At 71.6% G+C, this 17,418-nt stretch carries 13 protein-coding genes; 6 read left to right on the forward strand and 7 right to left on the reverse strand.

Annotated elements, in window-relative coordinates:
- Positions 1 to 2 precede the first annotated feature (2 nt).
- From ABZ738_RS08810 to ABZ738_RS08820, 3 genes are all read right to left on the reverse strand, one after another.
- The gene (locus tag ABZ738_RS08810) at positions 3 to 2,393 is read right to left on the reverse strand and encodes an excinuclease ABC subunit UvrA (RefSeq protein WP_357212027.1); all 2,391 of its coding nucleotides are present in this window, start codon (positions 2,391 to 2,393) and stop codon (positions 3 to 5) included.
- Between the two features lie 106 nt (positions 2,394 to 2,499).
- Positions 2,500 to 2,910: a VOC family protein gene (locus ABZ738_RS08815; RefSeq protein WP_131052587.1), complete on the reverse strand. Its 411-nt coding sequence runs from the start codon at positions 2,908 to 2,910 to the stop codon at positions 2,500 to 2,502.
- Positions 2,911 to 2,915: 5 nt separating this feature from the next.
- Entirely contained in the window at positions 2,916 to 3,365 is a 450-nt protein-coding gene (locus ABZ738_RS08820; RefSeq protein WP_131052586.1) for a helix-turn-helix transcriptional regulator, read from the reverse strand.
- Between the two features lie 141 nt (positions 3,366 to 3,506).
- Here ABZ738_RS08820 and ABZ738_RS08825 point away from each other — a divergent pair, with 141 nt between their 5' ends.
- The gene (locus ABZ738_RS08825) at positions 3,507 to 4,004 is read left to right on the forward strand and encodes a VOC family protein (protein ID WP_236145672.1); all 498 of its coding nucleotides are present in this window, start codon (positions 3,507 to 3,509) and stop codon (positions 4,002 to 4,004) included.
- 59 nt (positions 4,005 to 4,063) lie between these two features.
- On the opposite strand, the gene ABZ738_RS08830 is transcribed toward ABZ738_RS08825, so the two are convergent.
- Positions 4,064 to 5,245 (reverse strand): hypothetical protein, encoded by a 1,182-nt coding sequence (locus tag ABZ738_RS08830; RefSeq protein ID WP_131053756.1) that lies wholly within the window; start codon positions 5,243 to 5,245, stop codon positions 4,064 to 4,066.
- Between the two features lie 403 nt (positions 5,246 to 5,648).
- Here ABZ738_RS08830 and argS point away from each other — a divergent pair, with 403 nt between their 5' ends.
- From argS to ABZ738_RS08850, 4 genes are all read left to right on the forward strand, one after another.
- Entirely contained in the window at positions 5,649 to 7,367 is a 1,719-nt protein-coding gene (gene argS, locus ABZ738_RS08835) for an arginine--tRNA ligase (protein ID WP_131053757.1), read from the forward strand.
- Positions 7,368 to 7,644: 277 nt separating this feature from the next.
- Positions 7,645 to 9,096 carry a glycoside hydrolase family 43 protein gene (locus tag ABZ738_RS08840; protein WP_131053758.1) on the forward strand — a complete coding sequence of 484 codons (1,452 nt, stop codon included), beginning with the start codon at positions 7,645 to 7,647 and terminating at the stop codon, positions 9,094 to 9,096.
- Between the two features lie 149 nt (positions 9,097 to 9,245).
- The gene (locus ABZ738_RS08845; protein ID WP_131053759.1) at positions 9,246 to 9,473 is read left to right on the forward strand and encodes a potassium transporter TrkA; all 228 of its coding nucleotides are present in this window, start codon (positions 9,246 to 9,248) and stop codon (positions 9,471 to 9,473) included.
- Between the two features lie 51 nt (positions 9,474 to 9,524).
- Complete coding sequence (locus ABZ738_RS08850; RefSeq protein ID WP_131053760.1) at positions 9,525 to 11,000, forward strand: cation:proton antiporter; 1,476 nt, start codon at positions 9,525 to 9,527, stop codon at positions 10,998 to 11,000.
- A gap of 9 nt (positions 11,001 to 11,009) precedes the next feature.
- Here ABZ738_RS08850 and ABZ738_RS08855 read toward each other — a convergent pair whose 3' ends face one another.
- The 3 genes from ABZ738_RS08855 to ABZ738_RS08865 form a co-directional block, all read right to left on the reverse strand.
- Positions 11,010 to 11,741, reverse strand: a complete 732-nt coding sequence (locus ABZ738_RS08855) for an aquaporin (RefSeq protein ID WP_357212032.1) — start codon at positions 11,739 to 11,741, stop codon at positions 11,010 to 11,012.
- Positions 11,742 to 11,903: 162 nt separating this feature from the next.
- Entirely contained in the window at positions 11,904 to 13,520 is a 1,617-nt protein-coding gene (locus tag ABZ738_RS08860) for an FGGY-family carbohydrate kinase (protein WP_357212034.1), read from the reverse strand.
- A 5-nt stretch (positions 13,521 to 13,525) separates the two neighbouring features.
- Positions 13,526 to 15,838: an aminotransferase class III-fold pyridoxal phosphate-dependent enzyme gene (locus ABZ738_RS08865; RefSeq protein ID WP_357212036.1), complete on the reverse strand. Its 2,313-nt coding sequence runs from the start codon at positions 15,836 to 15,838 to the stop codon at positions 13,526 to 13,528.
- 123 nt (positions 15,839 to 15,961) lie between these two features.
- On the opposite strand from ABZ738_RS08865, the gene ABZ738_RS08870 reads away from it, so the two are divergent.
- The gene (locus ABZ738_RS08870; RefSeq protein WP_357212038.1) at positions 15,962 to 17,155 is read left to right on the forward strand and encodes a helix-turn-helix domain-containing protein; all 1,194 of its coding nucleotides are present in this window, start codon (positions 15,962 to 15,964) and stop codon (positions 17,153 to 17,155) included.
- The last annotated feature ends 263 nt before the right edge of the window (positions 17,156 to 17,418 follow it).

The raw sequence follows: 17,418 nt of genomic DNA on the forward strand, positions 1-17,418 counted from the left end.
GATCAGCGGCCCACGTAGGCCGCCAGGTGCTCGCCGGTGAGGGTGGAACGGGCGGCGACCAGGTCGGCGGGGGTGCCCTCGAAGACGATCCGGCCGCCGTCGTGACCGGCACCCGGCCCGAGGTCGACGATCCAGTCGGCGTGCGCCATCACCGCCTGGTGGTGCTCCACCACGATGACCGACCGGCCGGCGTCCACCAGCCGGTCGAGCAGGCCGAGCAGGTGCGCGACGTCGGCCAGGTGCAGGCCGGTGGTCGGTTCGTCGAGGACCCAGACGCCGCCCTTGTCGCCCATGTGGGTGGCGAGCTTGAGGCGCTGCCGCTCGCCGCCGGAGAGCGTGGTGAGCGGCTGGCCGAGGCTGAGGTAGCCGAGGCCGACGTCCACCAGCCGGCCGAGGATGGTGGACGCGGCAGGAGTACGCGCCGCACCCGCGCCGAAGAACTCCCGCGCCTCGCTCACCGGCATCGCGAGCACCTCGCTGATGTCCCGACCGTCCAGCCGGTACTCCAGCACCGAGGCGTCGAACCGGCGGCCCTCGCACTCCTCGCAGGTGGTCGCCACGCCGGCCATGATCCCCAGATCGGTGTAGAGCACCCCGGCGCCGTTGCAGGCCGGGCAGGCACCCTCGGAGTTCGGGCTGAACAGCGCCGGCTTCACCCCGTTGGCCTTGGCGAACGCCTTGCGGATCGGGTCCAGCAGGCCGGTGTAGGTGGCCGGGTTGCTGCGACGCGAACCCCGGATCGGGGTCTGGTCCACCGACACCACGTCCATGCCGGGCGGGATCGAGCCGTGCACCAGCGAACTCTTGCCGGAGCCGGCCACCCCGGTCACCGCGACCAGCACGCCGAGCGGGATGTCGACGTCGACGCCGCGCAGGTTGTGCGTGCGTGCGCCCCGGATCTGAAGCGTGCCGGTGGGCTTGCGGACCGACTCCTTCAGGGCGACCCGGTCGTCCAGGTGCCGGCCGGTGACGGTGCCGCTGGCCCGCAACCCCTCGACGGTGCCCTCGAAACAGACCGTGCCGCCGTCCGCGCCCGCGCCGGGACCGAGATCGACCACGTGGTCGGCGATCGCGATGGTGTCCGGCTCGTGTTCCACCACGAGCACCGTGTTGCCCTTGTCCCGCAGCCGCAGCAGCAGGTCGTTCATCCGGGCGATGTCGTGCGGATGCAGCCCGGTGGTGGGCTCGTCGAAGACGTACGTGGCGTCGGTCAGCGAGGAACCCAGGTGACGGATCATCTTGGTGCGCTGCGCCTCGCCGCCGGAGAGCGTGCCCGCCGGCCGGTCGAGCGAGAGGTAGCCCAGCCCGATCTCCACGAACGAGTCCAGGGTGTGCCCCAGCGCCGCCAGCAGCGGGGCCGCCGAGGGCTCGGACAGGCCACGGACCCACTGCGCCAGGTCGCTGATCTGCATCGCGCAGGCGTCGGCGATGCTGACACCCTCGATCTTCGAGGACCGGGCCGCCTCGCTGAGCCGGGTGCCGCCGCACTCCGGGCAGGTGGTGAACGTGACCGCCCGGTCCACGAAGGCCCGGATGTGCGGCTGGAGGGACTCCCGGTCCTTGGCCAGGAACGAGCGCTGCACCTTGGGGATCAGCCCCTCGTAGGTGAGGTTGACCCCCTCGACCTTCACCTTGGTCGGCTCCCGGTAGAGGAAGTCCTGCATCTCCTTCTTGGTGAACTTCCGGATCGGCTTGTGCGGGTCGAGGAAACCGGACTCCGCGTACGTCCGCACCGTCCACCAGCTGTCCGACTTCCAGCCGGGGATCGTGAAGGCCCCCTCGGCGATCGACTTGGAGTCGTCGTAGAGCTGGCTCAGGTCGATGTCGGAGACCGAGCCGCGCCCCTCGCAGCGCGGGCACATCCCGCCGGTCCGCGTGAAGGTCTGCCGCGTCGTCTTGCCGGCCCCACGCTCGACGGTGATGGTGCCGCTGGCCTTCACCGAGGCGACGTTGAAGGAGAACGCGTTGGGTGAGCCGATGTGCGGTTTCCCGAGCCGGCTGAACAGGATGCGCAGCATGGCGTTGGCGTCGGTCGCGGTGCCGACCGTGGAGCGGGGGTCGGCGCCCATCCGCTGCTGGTCGATGATGATCGCGGTGGTCAGCCCGTCGAGGACGTCCACCTCGGGCCGGGCCTGCGTCGGCATGAAGCCCTGCACGAAGGTGCTGTAGGTCTCGTTGATCAGCCGCCGTGACTCGGCCGCGATGGTGTCGAACACCAGTGAGCTCTTGCCCGAGCCGGAGACCCCGGTGAACACCGTCAGGCGGCGCTTGGGAAGCTCGATGCTGACGTCCGCCAGGTTGTTCTCCCGTGCGCCGTGCACCCGGATCAGGTCGTGGCTGTCGGCGACGTGCGCCGTACCCGCCTGCGAGCGGCCCTTCGGGACCGTGCTCATCGTGTCTCCCTCGGTCTCACCGGCCGTCGGCCGTCGTGCATCCCTGTCCAGGCCGTCGTGCATCCCACCCCGGCCGTCGTGCGTCGCGCGCGGGGCGGACGGCGGCTCAGGCGATCTGCTGGATGCGGATCAGGTTGCCGGCGGGGTCGCGGACGGCGCAGTCGCGGATCCCGTACGGCTGGTCGGTCGGCTCCTGCACGACGTCGGTGTCGCCGGCCTGCAACTGCTCGAACGTGGCGTCGACGTCCCTGGTCGCCAGCACGATGCCGGCGTACGTGCCCTTCGCCATCATCTCGGCGATGGTGCGACGCTCGTCCTCGGTGACGCCCGGGTCGGCGGTCGGCGGGTGCAGGACGATGGAGGTGCCGGGCTGGTCGGGTGGACCGACCGTGATCCAGCGCATCCCGCCGTACCCGACGTCGTTGCGGACCTCGAAGCCGAGCGCGTCCCGATAGAAACGCAACGCGGCGTCCGGGTCGGTCTGCGGAAGGAAACTCGCGTGAATGGTGACGTCCATGCCGGTCACGTTAGTTGCGGCTGCCTGACCTGTGCTTCTCGATTCCTGATCGGTCTGGTCACCTGTTTCGACAGGCAGGCCGGGATGCCCGCCGTCGCCTGGGCGGCCTGCCGACGGTAGACACTCGGCGGCACACCGACCAACTCGGTGAAGCGGGTGCTGAAGGTGCCCAACGAGGCGCACCCGACCGCGAAACAGACATCGGTGACGCTGAGGTCGCCGCGCCGCAGCAACGCCATGGCGCGTTCGATGCGGCGGGTCATCAGATAGCCGTACGGTGATTCGCCGTAGGCGAGGCGGAACTGGCGGCTGAGGTGCCCGGCGGACATGTTCGCTCCCCGGGCGAGCGCCTCGACGTCGAGCGGCTGGGCGTACTCGCGGTCGATCCGGTCCCGGACGCGGCGCAGTCGCGCGAGATCACGCAGGTGGGCCGCTTCGGCGGGGCTGCTGGTCACCCGCCGAATGGTGCCACGTCCCACCGACGTTGCCCAGCACCGACGGCGTCGCGAGCGCCCGCACCCACGGTGTCGGGCCGCCGGTATGGTCGGGCGGGTGTCGCGGCCTGCCGTGTCGCGCCGGAGCGGAGGGGGACGATCGTGACGGGTCCGGGTGCGGTGCCACCGGTACGCCAGTTGCGGCTGGTGGTCGAGGCCGAGGACTACGAGGCGGCGGTCCGGTTCTACCGTGACGTGCTGGGCCTGCCCGAGCAGGCGGCCTACTCCGGCGGCGACGGCGCCGAGGTGGTGATCCTGGACGCCGGCCGTGCCACGCTGGAGATCGCCAACCCGGCGCAGAAGCGGATGATCGACGACGTCGAGGTGGGCCGCCAGGTCGCACCGCGCATCCGGGTCGCGTTCGAGGTCGACGACGCGCGGGCCACCACGGACCGGTTGGTCGACGGCGGCGCCGCCGAGGTGGCCCCGCCAACGCGTACGCCCTGGCAGTCGGTCAACGCCCGCCTCGACGCGCCCGCCGACCTGCACATCACCGTCTTCGAGGAGTTGCGCACCCTCGACGAGCGCGCCGCGCTCGACGGTTTCGGCACCGACGGCGGCCCGGCACCGGTCGCGGACGGCCCGCCACCGACCCACTGACCCGCCGCTGGTCCGCCGGCCGCGCCACCGGCTCGTGGTGCCGGTGGCGCGGCCGTCCGTCAGAGGCTGCGGTTCGTCCAACTCCAGTAGCTGCCGTTCCACCATCGGCTCCACAGGTTGCCGGCGGTGTCCCGCAGGAAGATCGCCGGCCGGGTGGAGTTCTGCGGCGCGAGCACCGCCGTGCCGGTCAGGGCGGGCCGGAACGGCGGACTCTGGTCACTCCAGTACCAGTTCGACCCGTCCCAGTAGTTGATCCACAGGCCGCCCCCGTCGGTGGCGAAGAAGGAGAACGGCGAGGTGCCGTTCACCGCGAGGGCACCGAGCGTGCCCGGGACCAGTTGCTCCGGCGGTGAACCCAGGTTGTGCCACTCCCACTGGGTACCGGTCCACCAGCGCAGCCAGGCGTTGTCGTCGCTGCCGGTGGCGAGCAGGTACGGCCGGGCGTCCGGCGCGACCTGCACCGCGCTGCGGGCACCGAACGGCGTACCCGCGTCGGTGAGCCAGACACCCGGCGGCTGGCCGAGGTCGACCCAGGGCGCGGCCGTGTCGTCGAAGCGGGTCGTCCAGAGCCGGCCGCCGTTGCCGACGGTGTAGACCTGCGGCGTGCCGTTCTCCAGCAGCACACCGACCGGGCCGGTGGCCGCGATGCCGTCGGGCGGCGAACTGATGTTCGTCCAGTTCCACACCGACCCGTTCCACCAGTTCACCCACACCGTCTCGTCGCCGTCGCTGCGGACGAAGAGGTACGGGCTGGTGTCGTTCACCGCGACGGCGGCGAAGCTCGGCCAGCTCACGAAGTTTGCCCCCGGCGGAGCGCCCTGGTTACGCCACTGCCAACTCGTCGCCGACCGCCACAGGCTCCAGACGTTCTGGTCGCTGCCGAGCACGAAGGCGTACGGGCGGCTGAAGCCGTCGACGATGGTCACGCCGATCGGCATCCGCAGAGCGACCCCCGGTGGCGTGCCCATGTTCGACCAGTTCCACTGCTCGGACTGGTCCTGCCAGTTGATCCAGAGGTTGCCGTCGGTCCCGATGACGAAGACGTACGGATACCGGTCGCCCACCGCGACCGCGCCGACGATCTGCCGGGTCGTCGGAGCTGTGTTCGCGGCGGCGGCGGTGAGCTGTTGCGTGCCGGTGGCGACCGGTGCCGCCGTCACCGGTGTGGCCAGCGACGCGACCCCCAGCGCGATCGCGGTCGCGACGGCCGGGAACCGGCGCGTGATGGTGCTGACTCGCATGCTGGCCTCTCGTGGCAGGAGCACTCCCCGCAGGAGTATGAACGCCGCTCGTCTATCCGCAGTAGCCGGGAAGTCGACCGGATCGCTTTCCCGACAACGGTTTGGCGGTCCCGTCCACCAGATCGGGTGACGGGTCGAGCCCGGGTCGGCGTGACCGGTACGCCGGTCGCGGAGGAGCCCGGCGCGGGGATGACCGTCGCCGCGTACACTGGCCGGCATCTGGCCGCGATTCGCGGCCCTCGCGTGAGGCGGTGATGGACATGGTGCTGGTCACCGTCCGCCGCTCGCGCCTGCGACGACGATAGTCGTCCGCTTCTCCGCGCGTTCCTCCCGTCGTGCCCGCCTTCGTGCGTGCGCGCGACGTGTCTCGTGACGATCCTGCCCATCCCCACCGGGAGTCCCCGTGACCGTGCCTTCGCTGGCCTCGTCGTTGTCCGCCGCCGTCACCACCGCCGCCGTCGCGCTGCCGGGGTTCGCCCCGCTGGTGCGCCGATCCGAGCGGGCCGACTTCCAGGTCGACGGCGCGTTGGCGGCGGCGCGGACGCTGCGGCGCAACCCTCGGGACGTGGCGGCGGAGATCGTCGCGGGCCTGCCGGTCGGTGGTCTGGTGGCCACCGCCGAGGTCGCCGGTCCGGGATTCGTCAACCTCGGCCTGACCGACGCGGCGTTGCTGTCCCAGGTCGCGGGCCGGCTCGCCGATCCCCGGCTCGGCGTGGGCACCCCCGAGGCGGGTGTCACCACCGTGGTCGACTACTCGCAGCCGAACATCGCCAAGGAGATGCACGTCGGTCACCTGCGGTCCACGATCATCGGCGACGCGCTGGTGCGGATCCTGGAGCACCTGGGCGGAACGGTGGTGCGGCGCAACCACGTCGGCGACTGGGGCACGCAGTTCGGGATGCTGATCCAGTACCGGTCCGAGCATCCCGCGCCGGTCACCGAGGACACCTCCCTGCGCGGGCTGGCCCTGCTCTACCGCCGGGCACGGGCGGCCTTCGACGCCGACCCGGCGTTCGCCGAGCGGTCCCGGCGGCGGGTGGTGGCCCTCCAGGGCGGCGACCCGGAGACGACGCGTGCCTGGCAGCAGATCGTGGCCGAGTCGACCCGCTACTTCACCGAGGTCTACGACCTGCTCGGCGTACGGCTGACCGCCGCCGACGCGGTGGGGGAGAGCGCGTACAACGCCGCACTGCCCGGGGTCGCGGCCGACCTCGCCGCCCAGCGGGTAGCGGTGACCAGCGACGGCGCGCTCTGCGTCTTCTTCGACGACGTGCGTGGGCCGGACGGCGAGCCGACGCCGCTGATCGTGCGCAAGCGCGACGGCGGGTTCGGGTACGCCGCCACCGACCTCGCCGCGCTGCGGCAGCGGGTCACCGAACTGCGCGCCGACCGGCTGCTGTACGTGGTCGACGCCCGGCAGGCGCTGCACTTCCGGATGGTCTTCGACACCGCGCGGCGGGCCGGCTGGCTGCCGTCGGACGTGCCCGCCGCCCACGTCGCGTTCGGCACCGTCCTCGGTCCCGACGGGCGGCCCTTCAAGACCCGGGCCGGCGACACCGTCCGCCTGGTCGACCTGCTCACCGAGGCGGTGGACCGGGCCCGCGAGGTGGTCGCCGCCAAGAACCCCGACCTGACCGACGCGGCACGCGACGAACGGGCCCGGCAGGTCGGCATCGGCGCGGTCAAGTACGCGGACCTGGCGACCAGCCGGACCCGCGACTACACCTACGACCCGGACCGGATGCTGGCGTTGACCGGCAACACCGGGGTCTACCTCCAGTACGCGCACGCCCGGGTGCGGTCCATCCTGGCCCGCGCCGACGGTGCCGACGAGACCGTGGACCCGGGCGTCGCGCTGGACCCGGCGGAACGCGCGTTGATCCTCGACCTGGACGCCTTCGCCGACGTCCTCGACGAGGTGGTGGCCGGGTACGAGCCGCACCGGCTCTGCGGACACCTGCACCGGCTGGCGCAGAGCTTCACCACCTTCTACGAGCGGTGTCCGGTGCTGCGGGCCGAGTCGCCGTACCGGGGCAACCGGTTGGCGCTGTGCCGCCTCACCGGCGACACCCTGCGTACCGGCCTGGGCCTGCTCGGCATCGACGCCCCCGAGCGGCTCTGACGCGGATGTAAGGAGGGGTCCCCTGCTATCGCCTGGTGTATAGCAGGGGACCCCTCCTTACATCCGGCGGCAGCGGCTCCTGCGGTCCGCGATGGTGCACGTTCACACCGCCCGGACGGCTCGGACGGATCGGCGGATCGACGCCCTTCTTGACAGTGGACGAAGGGACGTCGAGACTTCGAAACAAGCCCGAAACAGTGATTCTCGCCGATCGGTTTCGCCTGGCTTGTTAGCGCTAACAGTGGTTCCGATCCGGTGCGTCCGAGGAGAGTCGCCGATGCCGAGAGTCCTGGCCCGGGTGAGCGCCCTGCTCACCGCCTTCCTGCTGATGGTGTCCGCCGCGCCCGCGCCGCGCGCCGACGCCGCCGCACTCGACCCGTTCACCGGGTACCTGATGGCGCACTTCATCGGGGAGTCGGCGAACGGGGAACAGCTCTACCTCGCCCACAGCCGCGACGGGCTGACCTGGCGCGACCTGAACAACGGCGCGCCCGTCCTGCTCTCCACCATCGGCACGAGGGGCGTCCGGGACCCCGCCCTGGTCCGCTCGCCCGCCGGTGACCGCTACTGGATCGTCGCCACCGACCTGCGCATCGCCAGCGGCACCTCGTGGAGCGACGCGGCCAACCGGGGCAGCACCAACCTGGTCGTGTGGGAGTCGCGCGACCTGGTGAACTGGTCCGCGCCGTGGCTGATCAACGTCGCCGGGGCGATCCCCGGTGCCGGCAACGCCTGGGCACCCGAGGCGATCTACAACGCGGCCACCGGCGACTACGTCGTCTACTGGGCCACCAACTCCGCGCGCAACGGCGTCACCAAACACCGCATCTGGTACGTGCGGACCACCGACTTCCGCAGCTTCACCGCACCCCAGCTCTACATCGAACGTCCCGGAACCCAGGGGTTGATCGACACGCAGATCGTCGAGGTGCCGAACAGCGTCGGCGGCTACCGCTACTATCGGGCCTCCGCCGACGGGCACATCACCATCGAGGCCAGCAACTCGATCCTCGGCTCGTGGACCACCCTCGGCAACCTGTCGCACCTCGGCATCTCCAACGGCACCGGCGGCGGCAACGTGGTGGAGGGGCCGATGTGGGCCCAGTTCAACGGCCGCAACGAATGGGCGCTCTGGCTCGACCAGTACGCCACCGGGCGCGGGTACATGCCGGTCACCTCGACGAACCTGGGCGGCGTCAGCAACTTCCGGACCCGCACCGACTACGCCATGGGCGGCACCCGCAAGCGGCACGGCTCGATCCTCAACCTGACGGCGGCCGAGGAGAGCCGGGTGCTCGCCCGCTGGGGCACCAGCACGCCGGTCAACCGGATCCAGGCGTACACCCACCAGGACCGGTACGTGCGGCACGTCAACTACGACGTCCGCATCGACCCGAACGTCAACCCGGCCCAGGACGCCCAGTTCCGGGTGGTGCCCGGTCTGGCGAACGCCTCCGGGAACGTCTCCTTCGAGTCCGTCAACCACCCCGGGTACTACCTGCGGCACTACGGTTTCGACTTCGTGCTGGCGGCCAACGACGGCAGCTCGGTGTTCGCCGCCGACGCCACCTTCCGGCAGGTCGCCGGGCTGGGGAACTCCTCCTGGAGCTCGTTCCAGTCCTACAACTACCCCGACCGCCACATCCGGCACTACGACTACCAGTTGCGGCTCGACCAGATCGGCGACACCCAGGCGCGCAACGACGCCACCTTCCGCCTCACCTCCTGAGAGGTACGCCCGGGCGAGCCTGCCGGCTCCGGCGCCACGCGGCGCCGGAGCCGGCGCGTCGTCGACTACTCGGTGGTGGTGGTGTCACGGAAGGCGGGCGGGCTCGTACGATTGCCCCGGGATCGTGGACAGGACAGCGGGGAGGGGCCATGGGCAAGGGCATCTACGTGCAGGAACTACCGGGCATCGGCAAGCGGTACGACGTCGACCTGGGCAGCAACACCCAACGGATCTCGATCGTGGTACGCCGCGACGGCAACCGCGACCTGTACGTCTTCGCCGCCGGGGCGGACGACCCGGTGGCCGTGATCGAGATGTCCGAGGAGCAGGCCCGCAAGGTGGGCGCGCTGCTGTCCGGCACGTACTTCTCCGAGTAACCGGCGCGCCGCCCGCTCCGCTCCGTCTAGCCCGCTCCAGGAGTCCTCACCGTGCACGCTGACCTCGTGGGCTTCGGTGCCCTTGTGCTCATCGCCGGGTTGCTGGCCCGCTTCGGCCGCCGGATCAACCTGCCGACCGTGCCGTTCTTCATGCTCGCCGGCATCCTGTTCGGGCCGGGCACCCCGGGTCCCGTGCTGGTCGCCCACCCCGAGGACCTCAGCCTGCTGGCCTCCCTCGGTCTGGTGCTCCTGCTGTTCCACCTGGGTGTCGAGTTCCCGGTCGAGCAGGTGCTCGGCAGCGGCAAACGGCTGTTCGTCGCCGCCGCCGCGTACATCGCCCTGAACGTCGGCGCCGGACTCCTCTTCGGGCTCGCCCTCGGCTGGGGCGGCTACGAGGCGTTCGTGATCGCCGGGGCGCTCGGCATCTCCTCGTCGGCCATCGTCACCAAGCTGCTCATCGAGTTACGCCGGCTGGCCAACGCCGAGACACCCGTGATCCTCGGCATCATCGTGATCGAGGACCTCTTCCTCGCGCTCTATCTGGCGCTGCTGTCGCCGTTGCTCTCCGGAGCCGGGTCGGCCGGCGAACTCACGCTGCGCATCGGGCTGAGCTTCGCGTACCTGGTCCTCCTCTTCGCCGTGGCCCGGTTCGGCGCCCGCCTGGTCGGCAAGCTGATCGACAGCCACGAGGACGAGTTGCTGGCCGTCCTGATGGTAGGGCTGGTGGTGCTGGTCGCCGGCATCTCGGCCGAGATCGGCGTCTCCGACGCCATCGGCGCGCTGATGATCGGCCTGGTGGTGGCCCGTACCCCCATCCGGGAACGGGCCGAACGCCTGGTGCTGCCGCTGCGGGACGTCTTCGCGGCGGTCTTCTTCGTGGTCTTCGGCCTGAGTATCGACGTGGGCGACTTCGGCGCGGTGGCGGTGCCGGTGCTGGCGGCCGTCGCGCTGACCGTCGTGACCAACGTGCTGGCCGGCCTGATCGCCGGGCGGCTGTTCGGGCTCAACCAGCGGGGTGCCGCCAACGTCGGCCTGACGGTGCTGGGACGCGGCGAGTTCTCGCTGATCCTGGCCACCCTCGCCCTCGGTGCCGGCCTGGACGAGCGCCTCGGCCCCTTCATCGCCCTGTACGTGCTGGTGCTGGCGGTGGCGAGTCCGCTGCTCGCGGCGAACTCCCGCTACCTCGCCCGGGTCATCCCGGACCGGCTGCTGCACTCCAGTTGGCGGTACGTCCGTGAGGAGACGATGAGCACCGCCTGCACCCACCTGGACCGCATCCAGATCACCGAGAGCGACGCCGAGGCGTGCCCGCAGTGCCTGGAGACCGGTGACGACTGGGTGCAACTGCGGATGTGCCTCACCTGCGGCGCGGTCGGTTGTTGCAGCGACTCGGTCAACAACCACGCCGAGGAGCACTACCGGCAGACCGGCCACCCGTTGATCCGCTCCCTGGAGGAGGGGGAGGACTGGCGGTACTGCTACATCGACGGCGCGCTGGTCCGGGCACCGATGGGCGCCGACCGGTGAGGTGGGCGCTCAGCGTCCCGCCGGTCGGGGCGTACCGACCCGGGTGACGCCGGAGCCGTGCTCGACCAGCGGCGCGACCAGTGCGGCGAGGACTCCGCCGAGCAGCGGGAAGACGATGAACACCCAGAGTTGGCGGAGGGCGGTCCCGCCTTCGAAGATCGCCGGTCCGAAGGCCCGCGCGGGGTTCACCGCCGCCCCGGTCAGCGCCACGCCGACCAGGTTCGCCACGGCGAGGGCCATTCCGATGGCCAGGCCGGCGAAGCCGGACAGGTCGGTGCTGCGCTTGCCCACCACCAGCACCACCAGGACGAAGAGGAACGTCAGGACGGTCTCCAGCAGCATCGCGCCACCGGCGTTGATGTGGGTGCCGTAGCCGTTGGCACCCAGTACACCCGTCTGGTCGGTCACGCCGCCCCAGCGGACCAGCACCCAGAGCAGGAACGAGCCCAGCGCGGCACCGGCGAACTGGGCGATCCAGTACGCCACCGCCCCGATCGGCGAGATCTTGCCGGAGAGCAGGACGCCGAGGGTCACCGCCGGGTTCACGTGGCTGCCGGAGAGCTGACCGATGGTGTAGACCAGCGCCAGCATGACGAACCCGAAGGACAGCGCGACCACCACCACGCCACCTTCGACGCGGGCCGCGACGGCGCTGCCCACACCGAGGAACACCAGCAGGAATGTGCCGATGAACTCGGCCACGTACCGCCTGACGTCGACCATGGCGTCAGTCTCACGCACCCGGTCACCCGGCACACCCGTTTCCCCTGATCACCACTCCCGCCCGGCGTGCTCCTCGTCGATCATGGAGTGGTGGTGGCCGCGAATGCGCTGTACCGGTGCAAACCGCCGACCACAAGCCCATGATCGACGAGGCAGGCGCGGGGCGCGGGTAGGCGCGGGTCAGCCTCGGGGGAGGCGGGACCGGTCCGGGCGGTTCAGGCGTCGGTAGAGCGGTGCCAGTCGGCGGTGCAGTTCCCGGTAGTCGGCGAAGATCTCGTCGTAGGTGGCCCGGTGCGCCGGGTCGGGGGTGAAGGCCCGGTCGGTCCGCATCAGCGCGGGGATGTCGGCGAAGGTGAGCAGTCCGGTGCCGACCGCGCCGATCCAGCCCGCGCCCCGGGCGTTGACCGCCAGCGGCTGGGCGTCCCGCCGGATCTCCACGTCGAGCACGTCGGCGAAGATCTGGCACCACGAGTCCGACAGCGCGCCGCCGCCGGTGATCGCCATCGAGGTGACCCGCGCGCCGAGGAACCGGTCCACCGCCCCGACCAGCCAGCGGGTGTTGAGGGCGACCCCCTCGAAGACCGCCCGCAGCAGGTCGGAGCGGTTGGTGTCGAGCGAGATGTTGAGGAAGGCGGCGCGCAGGTTCGGGTCGTCGACAGGGGCGCGTTCGCCGTACAGCCAGGGGGTGTAGAGCACGCCGTTGGCGCCCGGCGGCACGGTCGGGATGATCGCGTCGAACGCGTCGAAGATGGTGCCCTCGTCCCGGCTGACGTGCCCGGCGGCGAGCAGCGGGTCGTCGTACTCGACGATCTTGTCCCGTAGCCAGGTCAGGTTGGCCCCGGCGGTGGCCTGGAGGGCGGTCATCAGGTAGCGGTCGCCGATGGCGCAGGGCACCGAGGCGATGCCCGCCGCCACGTCGGTCTTCTTGCCCGGCACGTGCGCCGCGATCCACGACGAGGTGCCCAGGTAGAGGTGGGGTTCGCGGTCGCCGGTGGTGCCCGCGCCGATCGCCGCCGCGGTGTTGTCGATCGCCCCGGCGACCACCTCGACCGACTCCGGCAACCCCAGGTGCGTGGCGGCGGCCGGGGTCAGCGTGCCGATCACGTCGGTGCAGGCCACGATCGGGGGCAGCTTGTCGCGGTCGATGCCGCAGTCGGCGACCAGGGCGGGGGAGTAGCGGATGTCGCCGGGCCGCCGGTTGTCGGTCACCCACGAGGTGAGGATCGAGTCGACGGTCGCCACCGTCCGCCCGGTCAACTTCAGGTTGATCCAGTCCAGCACGTTGAGGAAGGACGCGGTCCGCGCGTACACCTGCGGCATCTCGTCGCGGACCAGCAGCATGTGCGCGGCCGGGTCCTTGCCGGTGGGCGAGGGCATCCCGCCGGTGAGCCGCAGCCACCGCGCGATGCGGCGCACCGACATCCCCTGGTACGCGGGGAAGCCGCCGAACTGTCGACGCAGGTGGGGTGCGCCGCGCATGTCGAGCCAACTGATGCACGGCGTCAACGGCTCCCCGGCGGCGTCCACCGCGATGGTGCCCTCGCCCTGCGTGGAGGCGCACACCGCGCGGACCGCCCGCATCTGGTCCGGATGCGCCCGGCCCAGCTCGGCGGCGACCTCCCCGAGCGCCGTCCACCACGCCACCGGGTCCTGCTCGGCGCCGCCGCCGGGCAGCACGTGTAGCGGCACCGGCCGTTCGGCCCAGCCGGTCACGGTGCCGTCGGCGGCGACCAGGGCGGCCTTCATCCCGGACGTGCCGAGGTCGATCGCCAGGATCTGCGGTGCCGTGGCGACCACCCGCCTCAGACCCCCTCGACCTGCGCGAAGACCCGGCCGAACCGGGCCAGCGCGTCGTCGATCACCTCGTCGGTGTCGGCCAGCGAGGTGTACATCCGGGAGCCGGCCAGCGTGACGATGCCGTGCGCGGTGTACGCGGCGCCCATCTGCTCCATGAGTCGCTTGCGGGCCTTGTTCTCGCGCAGCAGCTTCACCGGGTTGCGCATGTCCAGCAGCATCACGCCGCTGCACTCCAGGTGCACGATCGACCCCTGGTTGTACGCGACGTACGGCAGGCCGTACGTGTCGATCAGCCGTTGCAGACCCCGGGTCAGCCGGTCACCGGCACGGCCGGCGACCACCGGCGCGTTGGTGCGCGCCATCTCCTCGATCGCGAAGTACCCGGCCGCGCAGGAGAGCGGGTTGGCCGACAACGTGCCGCCGACCTGGATGTGCGCGCCGCTCTTGCCGTCCAGCCCGGAGCCGAAGACCGCCATCACGTCGGAGCGTCCGCCGACCCCGCCGGCCATCGGGTACCCGCCGGAGACCGCCTTGCCGAGCACCGTCAGGTCCGGGGTGACGCCGAAGTAGCCGGCGGCCCCGCCCAGCCCGAGGCGGAAGCCGGTGACCACCTCGTCGAAGACCAGCAGCGCGCCGAACTCGTCGCACAGCTCGCGGACCCCGGCGTTGAAGTCGCGGGGCGCCGGCCGGGTGCCGGACTCCGGGCCGACCGGTTCCACCACCACCGCCGCCGTGCCGCCGCGCAGCCGGTTCTCCACCAGCTTGCGCTTGAGCTGCCCGAGGTCGTGCGGGAACGCCTCCCGGGTCCGGCTGGTCGCGCCGAACGGGATGCCCTTGGCGTTCATCCGGTACGTGCCGGGCACCCGCAGCCCGTACACCATCGTGTCGGACCAGCCGTGGTACGCGCCGCCGACCTTGATCACCATCTTCTTGCCGGTGAACGCGCGGGCACCCCGGACCGCCGCCATCACTGCCTCGGTGCCGGAGCCCAGGGCGCGGTACATCTCCACGTGCGGCATGTACCGGTGGATGATCTCGGCGAGCTTGAGTTCGTACTCGTGGAACAGGCCGGTCACCGGCCCGGAGGCGCGCACCACCTCGGCCACCCGCTCGTTGACCGGGCCGTAGTTGCTGCCCAGGATCGTCGGCCCGCCGGCCTGGAGGAAGTCGATGTAGGTGTTGCCGTCCCGGTCGACCAGGTACGCCCCGTCGGCCTTCTCGACCGCCAGCGGGAACGGGTAGTTGAAGGCCAGGTTGTGCTGCACCCCGCCGGGGATGCGCAGCTTGGCCCGGTCGGTGATCTCCTTGCTGGCCCGGCACTTGGTCTCGAAGTAGTTCAGCACGTCCAGCATCGCGTCGTGGCGCAGCCCACGCAGCGGCTGGGCGGTCAGCGCCTTGAGCCTGCGCATCACGTCGTCGACGTCGGGGTACTCGCTGATGGCGTACCCGAGCCGGGCGGACTCCGCACCCGGCGCCTCGGTCTCGTCGGCGACCCGGGCGTCAGTCGCCCCGGCATCGGCGTCGGCGGCGTTCTCGGCTCCGGCGTCGGTCCGGGTGGTCGCGGTCTGGGCGGCGGCGGTCGCGTCGGCGCTGGGCAGGTCCTCGTCGGCGGGTACCCGCAGCGGTTCGACCGCCTCGGTGATCTGCGCGGCGATCCGCTTCTCGTCGGCGCGCAGCTTGCCGAAGGCGATCTCGCGGATCGCGGTCGGGATGGTGTAGACCCGGCCCGTCTCGCTGGTCAACGCCAGCAGGTACGCGATGGAGACCTTCTCCAGCAACGCCATGTTGAACACCGCCCGGTCCGGGTCGGTGCCGACGGCCACCACGCCGTGGTTGGCGATGATGAAGGCGTTGTCGCCGCTGGCCACCTTCTTCTGCACGTTGCGGGCCAGGAAGCCGGTGCCGGACGGGGCGTAGTCGATGATCGCCACCTCCCGGCCGAGGAAGCGCACCTGCTCGTCGGTGAGCGCCGGGATCGGCTTGCGCAGGAAGGCCAGCGCCGACGCGTACGGCTGGTGGGTGTGCACGATCGCGTTGACGTCCGGGCGTTCCCGGTAGATGTTGGCGTGCATCCCGCACTCGATGGAGGGCTTGAGGTCGGCACCGGTGCCGTCGGGCACGTGCTTGCCGTCGAAGTCCACCAGGCAGATGTCCTCGACCCGCATCCGGTCGTAGTCGTAGTTGCTCGGGGTCACCGCGTACAGCCGGTGGCCGGGCACCCGCACCGAGACGTTGCCCTCGGTGGCCTTGAGATATCCCCGGGCGAGCATCGTCCGGCACATGTCGACCACGTGCTGACGGGAGAGTCGGTGCTGCACGGTGCGCTCCTCGGTCGGATCGGCGGCGGGCTCCATCCTCGCCCGGACGTACGGGTCGAAGCACCGTCCCGTAGGCAGCGAGAATCGGCGGCTCTTTTATCCCGACGTGACAAAATCGGCCGGGTGAGCGCCCCCGTCTCCGCCACTCCCTGGCGGCGTCTCCCCGCCGACCTGGCCGCCTCCATGCGTCCGCACCTGCCGTCGACGGTCGCCGCCGTGGCGGGCGCGGTCACCGAGGCCACACCCGCCTTCGCCGGCATCGCCGACGACAAGTTCGTCCGCGACGTGCACACCGCCGTCCAGGTCGCCCTCGACCGGTTCCTCGACCTGGTCGGCACCGACGAGCCCGCGTTGCCGCCCCGGATCCGGGAGGTCTTCGTCGCCCTCGGTGCCGCCGAGGCCCGCGAGGACCGGGGACCGGAGGCCCTGCTCGCGGCCCTGCGGATGGCCGCCCGGCTGCTGCTGCGGACCGCCTCGCAGTCGCTGGCCCGACTCCGCCCGGTCGACACCGAGGAACTCATCGACCTCTCCGACGCGGTCAGCGCGTACGTCGCCGAACTGGCCGCGGCGAGCACCGACGGGTACGCCCTCCAGGTGCGCGAGCAGGCCGGCGAGGGTGACCGCCGCCGGCAGCTCGCCGAACTGCTGCTACGCGGCGACGGCATGCCCAGCGCGGTGGCGGCGGCTGCCGCCCGGATCGGCTGGCCGGAGCTGGACACCGTGGTGCCCGTGCTCCTGCCGCCCGACCAGGCCCGTGACGCCCGGTTCCGGTACGGCGCCGAGGGCCTGGTGATCGAGCGCGGCCGGGACGCGGTGCTGCTGCTGCGGGCCGGTCCCCGGGCGGCCCGCGCCCCGCTGGCCGAGGCGCTTGCCGGTCGACGCGCCGTGGTCGGCCCCGCGCTGGACTGGCCCCAGGTGCCGGCCGCCGTACGCCTCGCCGAACTGGCCGCCGGCCTGGTCGGCCCCGACCCCGGCCCGGTCTTCGCCGACGACCACCTGATCCCGCTGACCCTGCGCGGCGAACCCGGCGCCCTGGCGGTGCTCAGCGCCCGACGGCTGGCGCCGCTGGCCCACCTGCGTCCGGCCCAGCGGGACAACCTGCTGGTCACCCTGCACTCCTGGCTGCGGCACTGGGGCTCGCGGGCCGAGGTCGCCGCCGAACTGTTCGTCCACCCGCAGACGGTCAGCTACCGGCTCAAGCGCCTGCGCGAGTTGTACGGCGCCGACCTCGACGACCCGGCGACCCGATTCGAGCTGCTGGTGGTGCTCGCCAGCCACCTCGACGCCCCGCCGTCCCCGCCCCACCGACCGGACTGATCGGCGTGCTCACGCATTCGCGAACCGGTGGGTAGCGACCGCCGCTGACGGCCCGACGTCTGCGGAATTGACGTGCGCGGCCGTACCGCGAAGTTGTTAGGCTGGCGGAGCGCGGGTCAGCCGCGCGATCTGCGACGAGGAGCGCGACATGCTGTCGGGGGACGACGACATCTCGGGGTGAGCGGCCCCGCCGCCGACCGGCCACTGCCGGGGCGGCCTGTCATGTCACCGCCCTGTCTGTTCGACCGGGGCGCCGGTTGCGT

The sequence above is a fragment of the Micromonospora sp. NPDC047793 genome (genome assembly GCF_040642635.1).
Lineage (GTDB): Bacteria > Actinomycetota > Actinomycetes > Mycobacteriales > Micromonosporaceae > Micromonospora.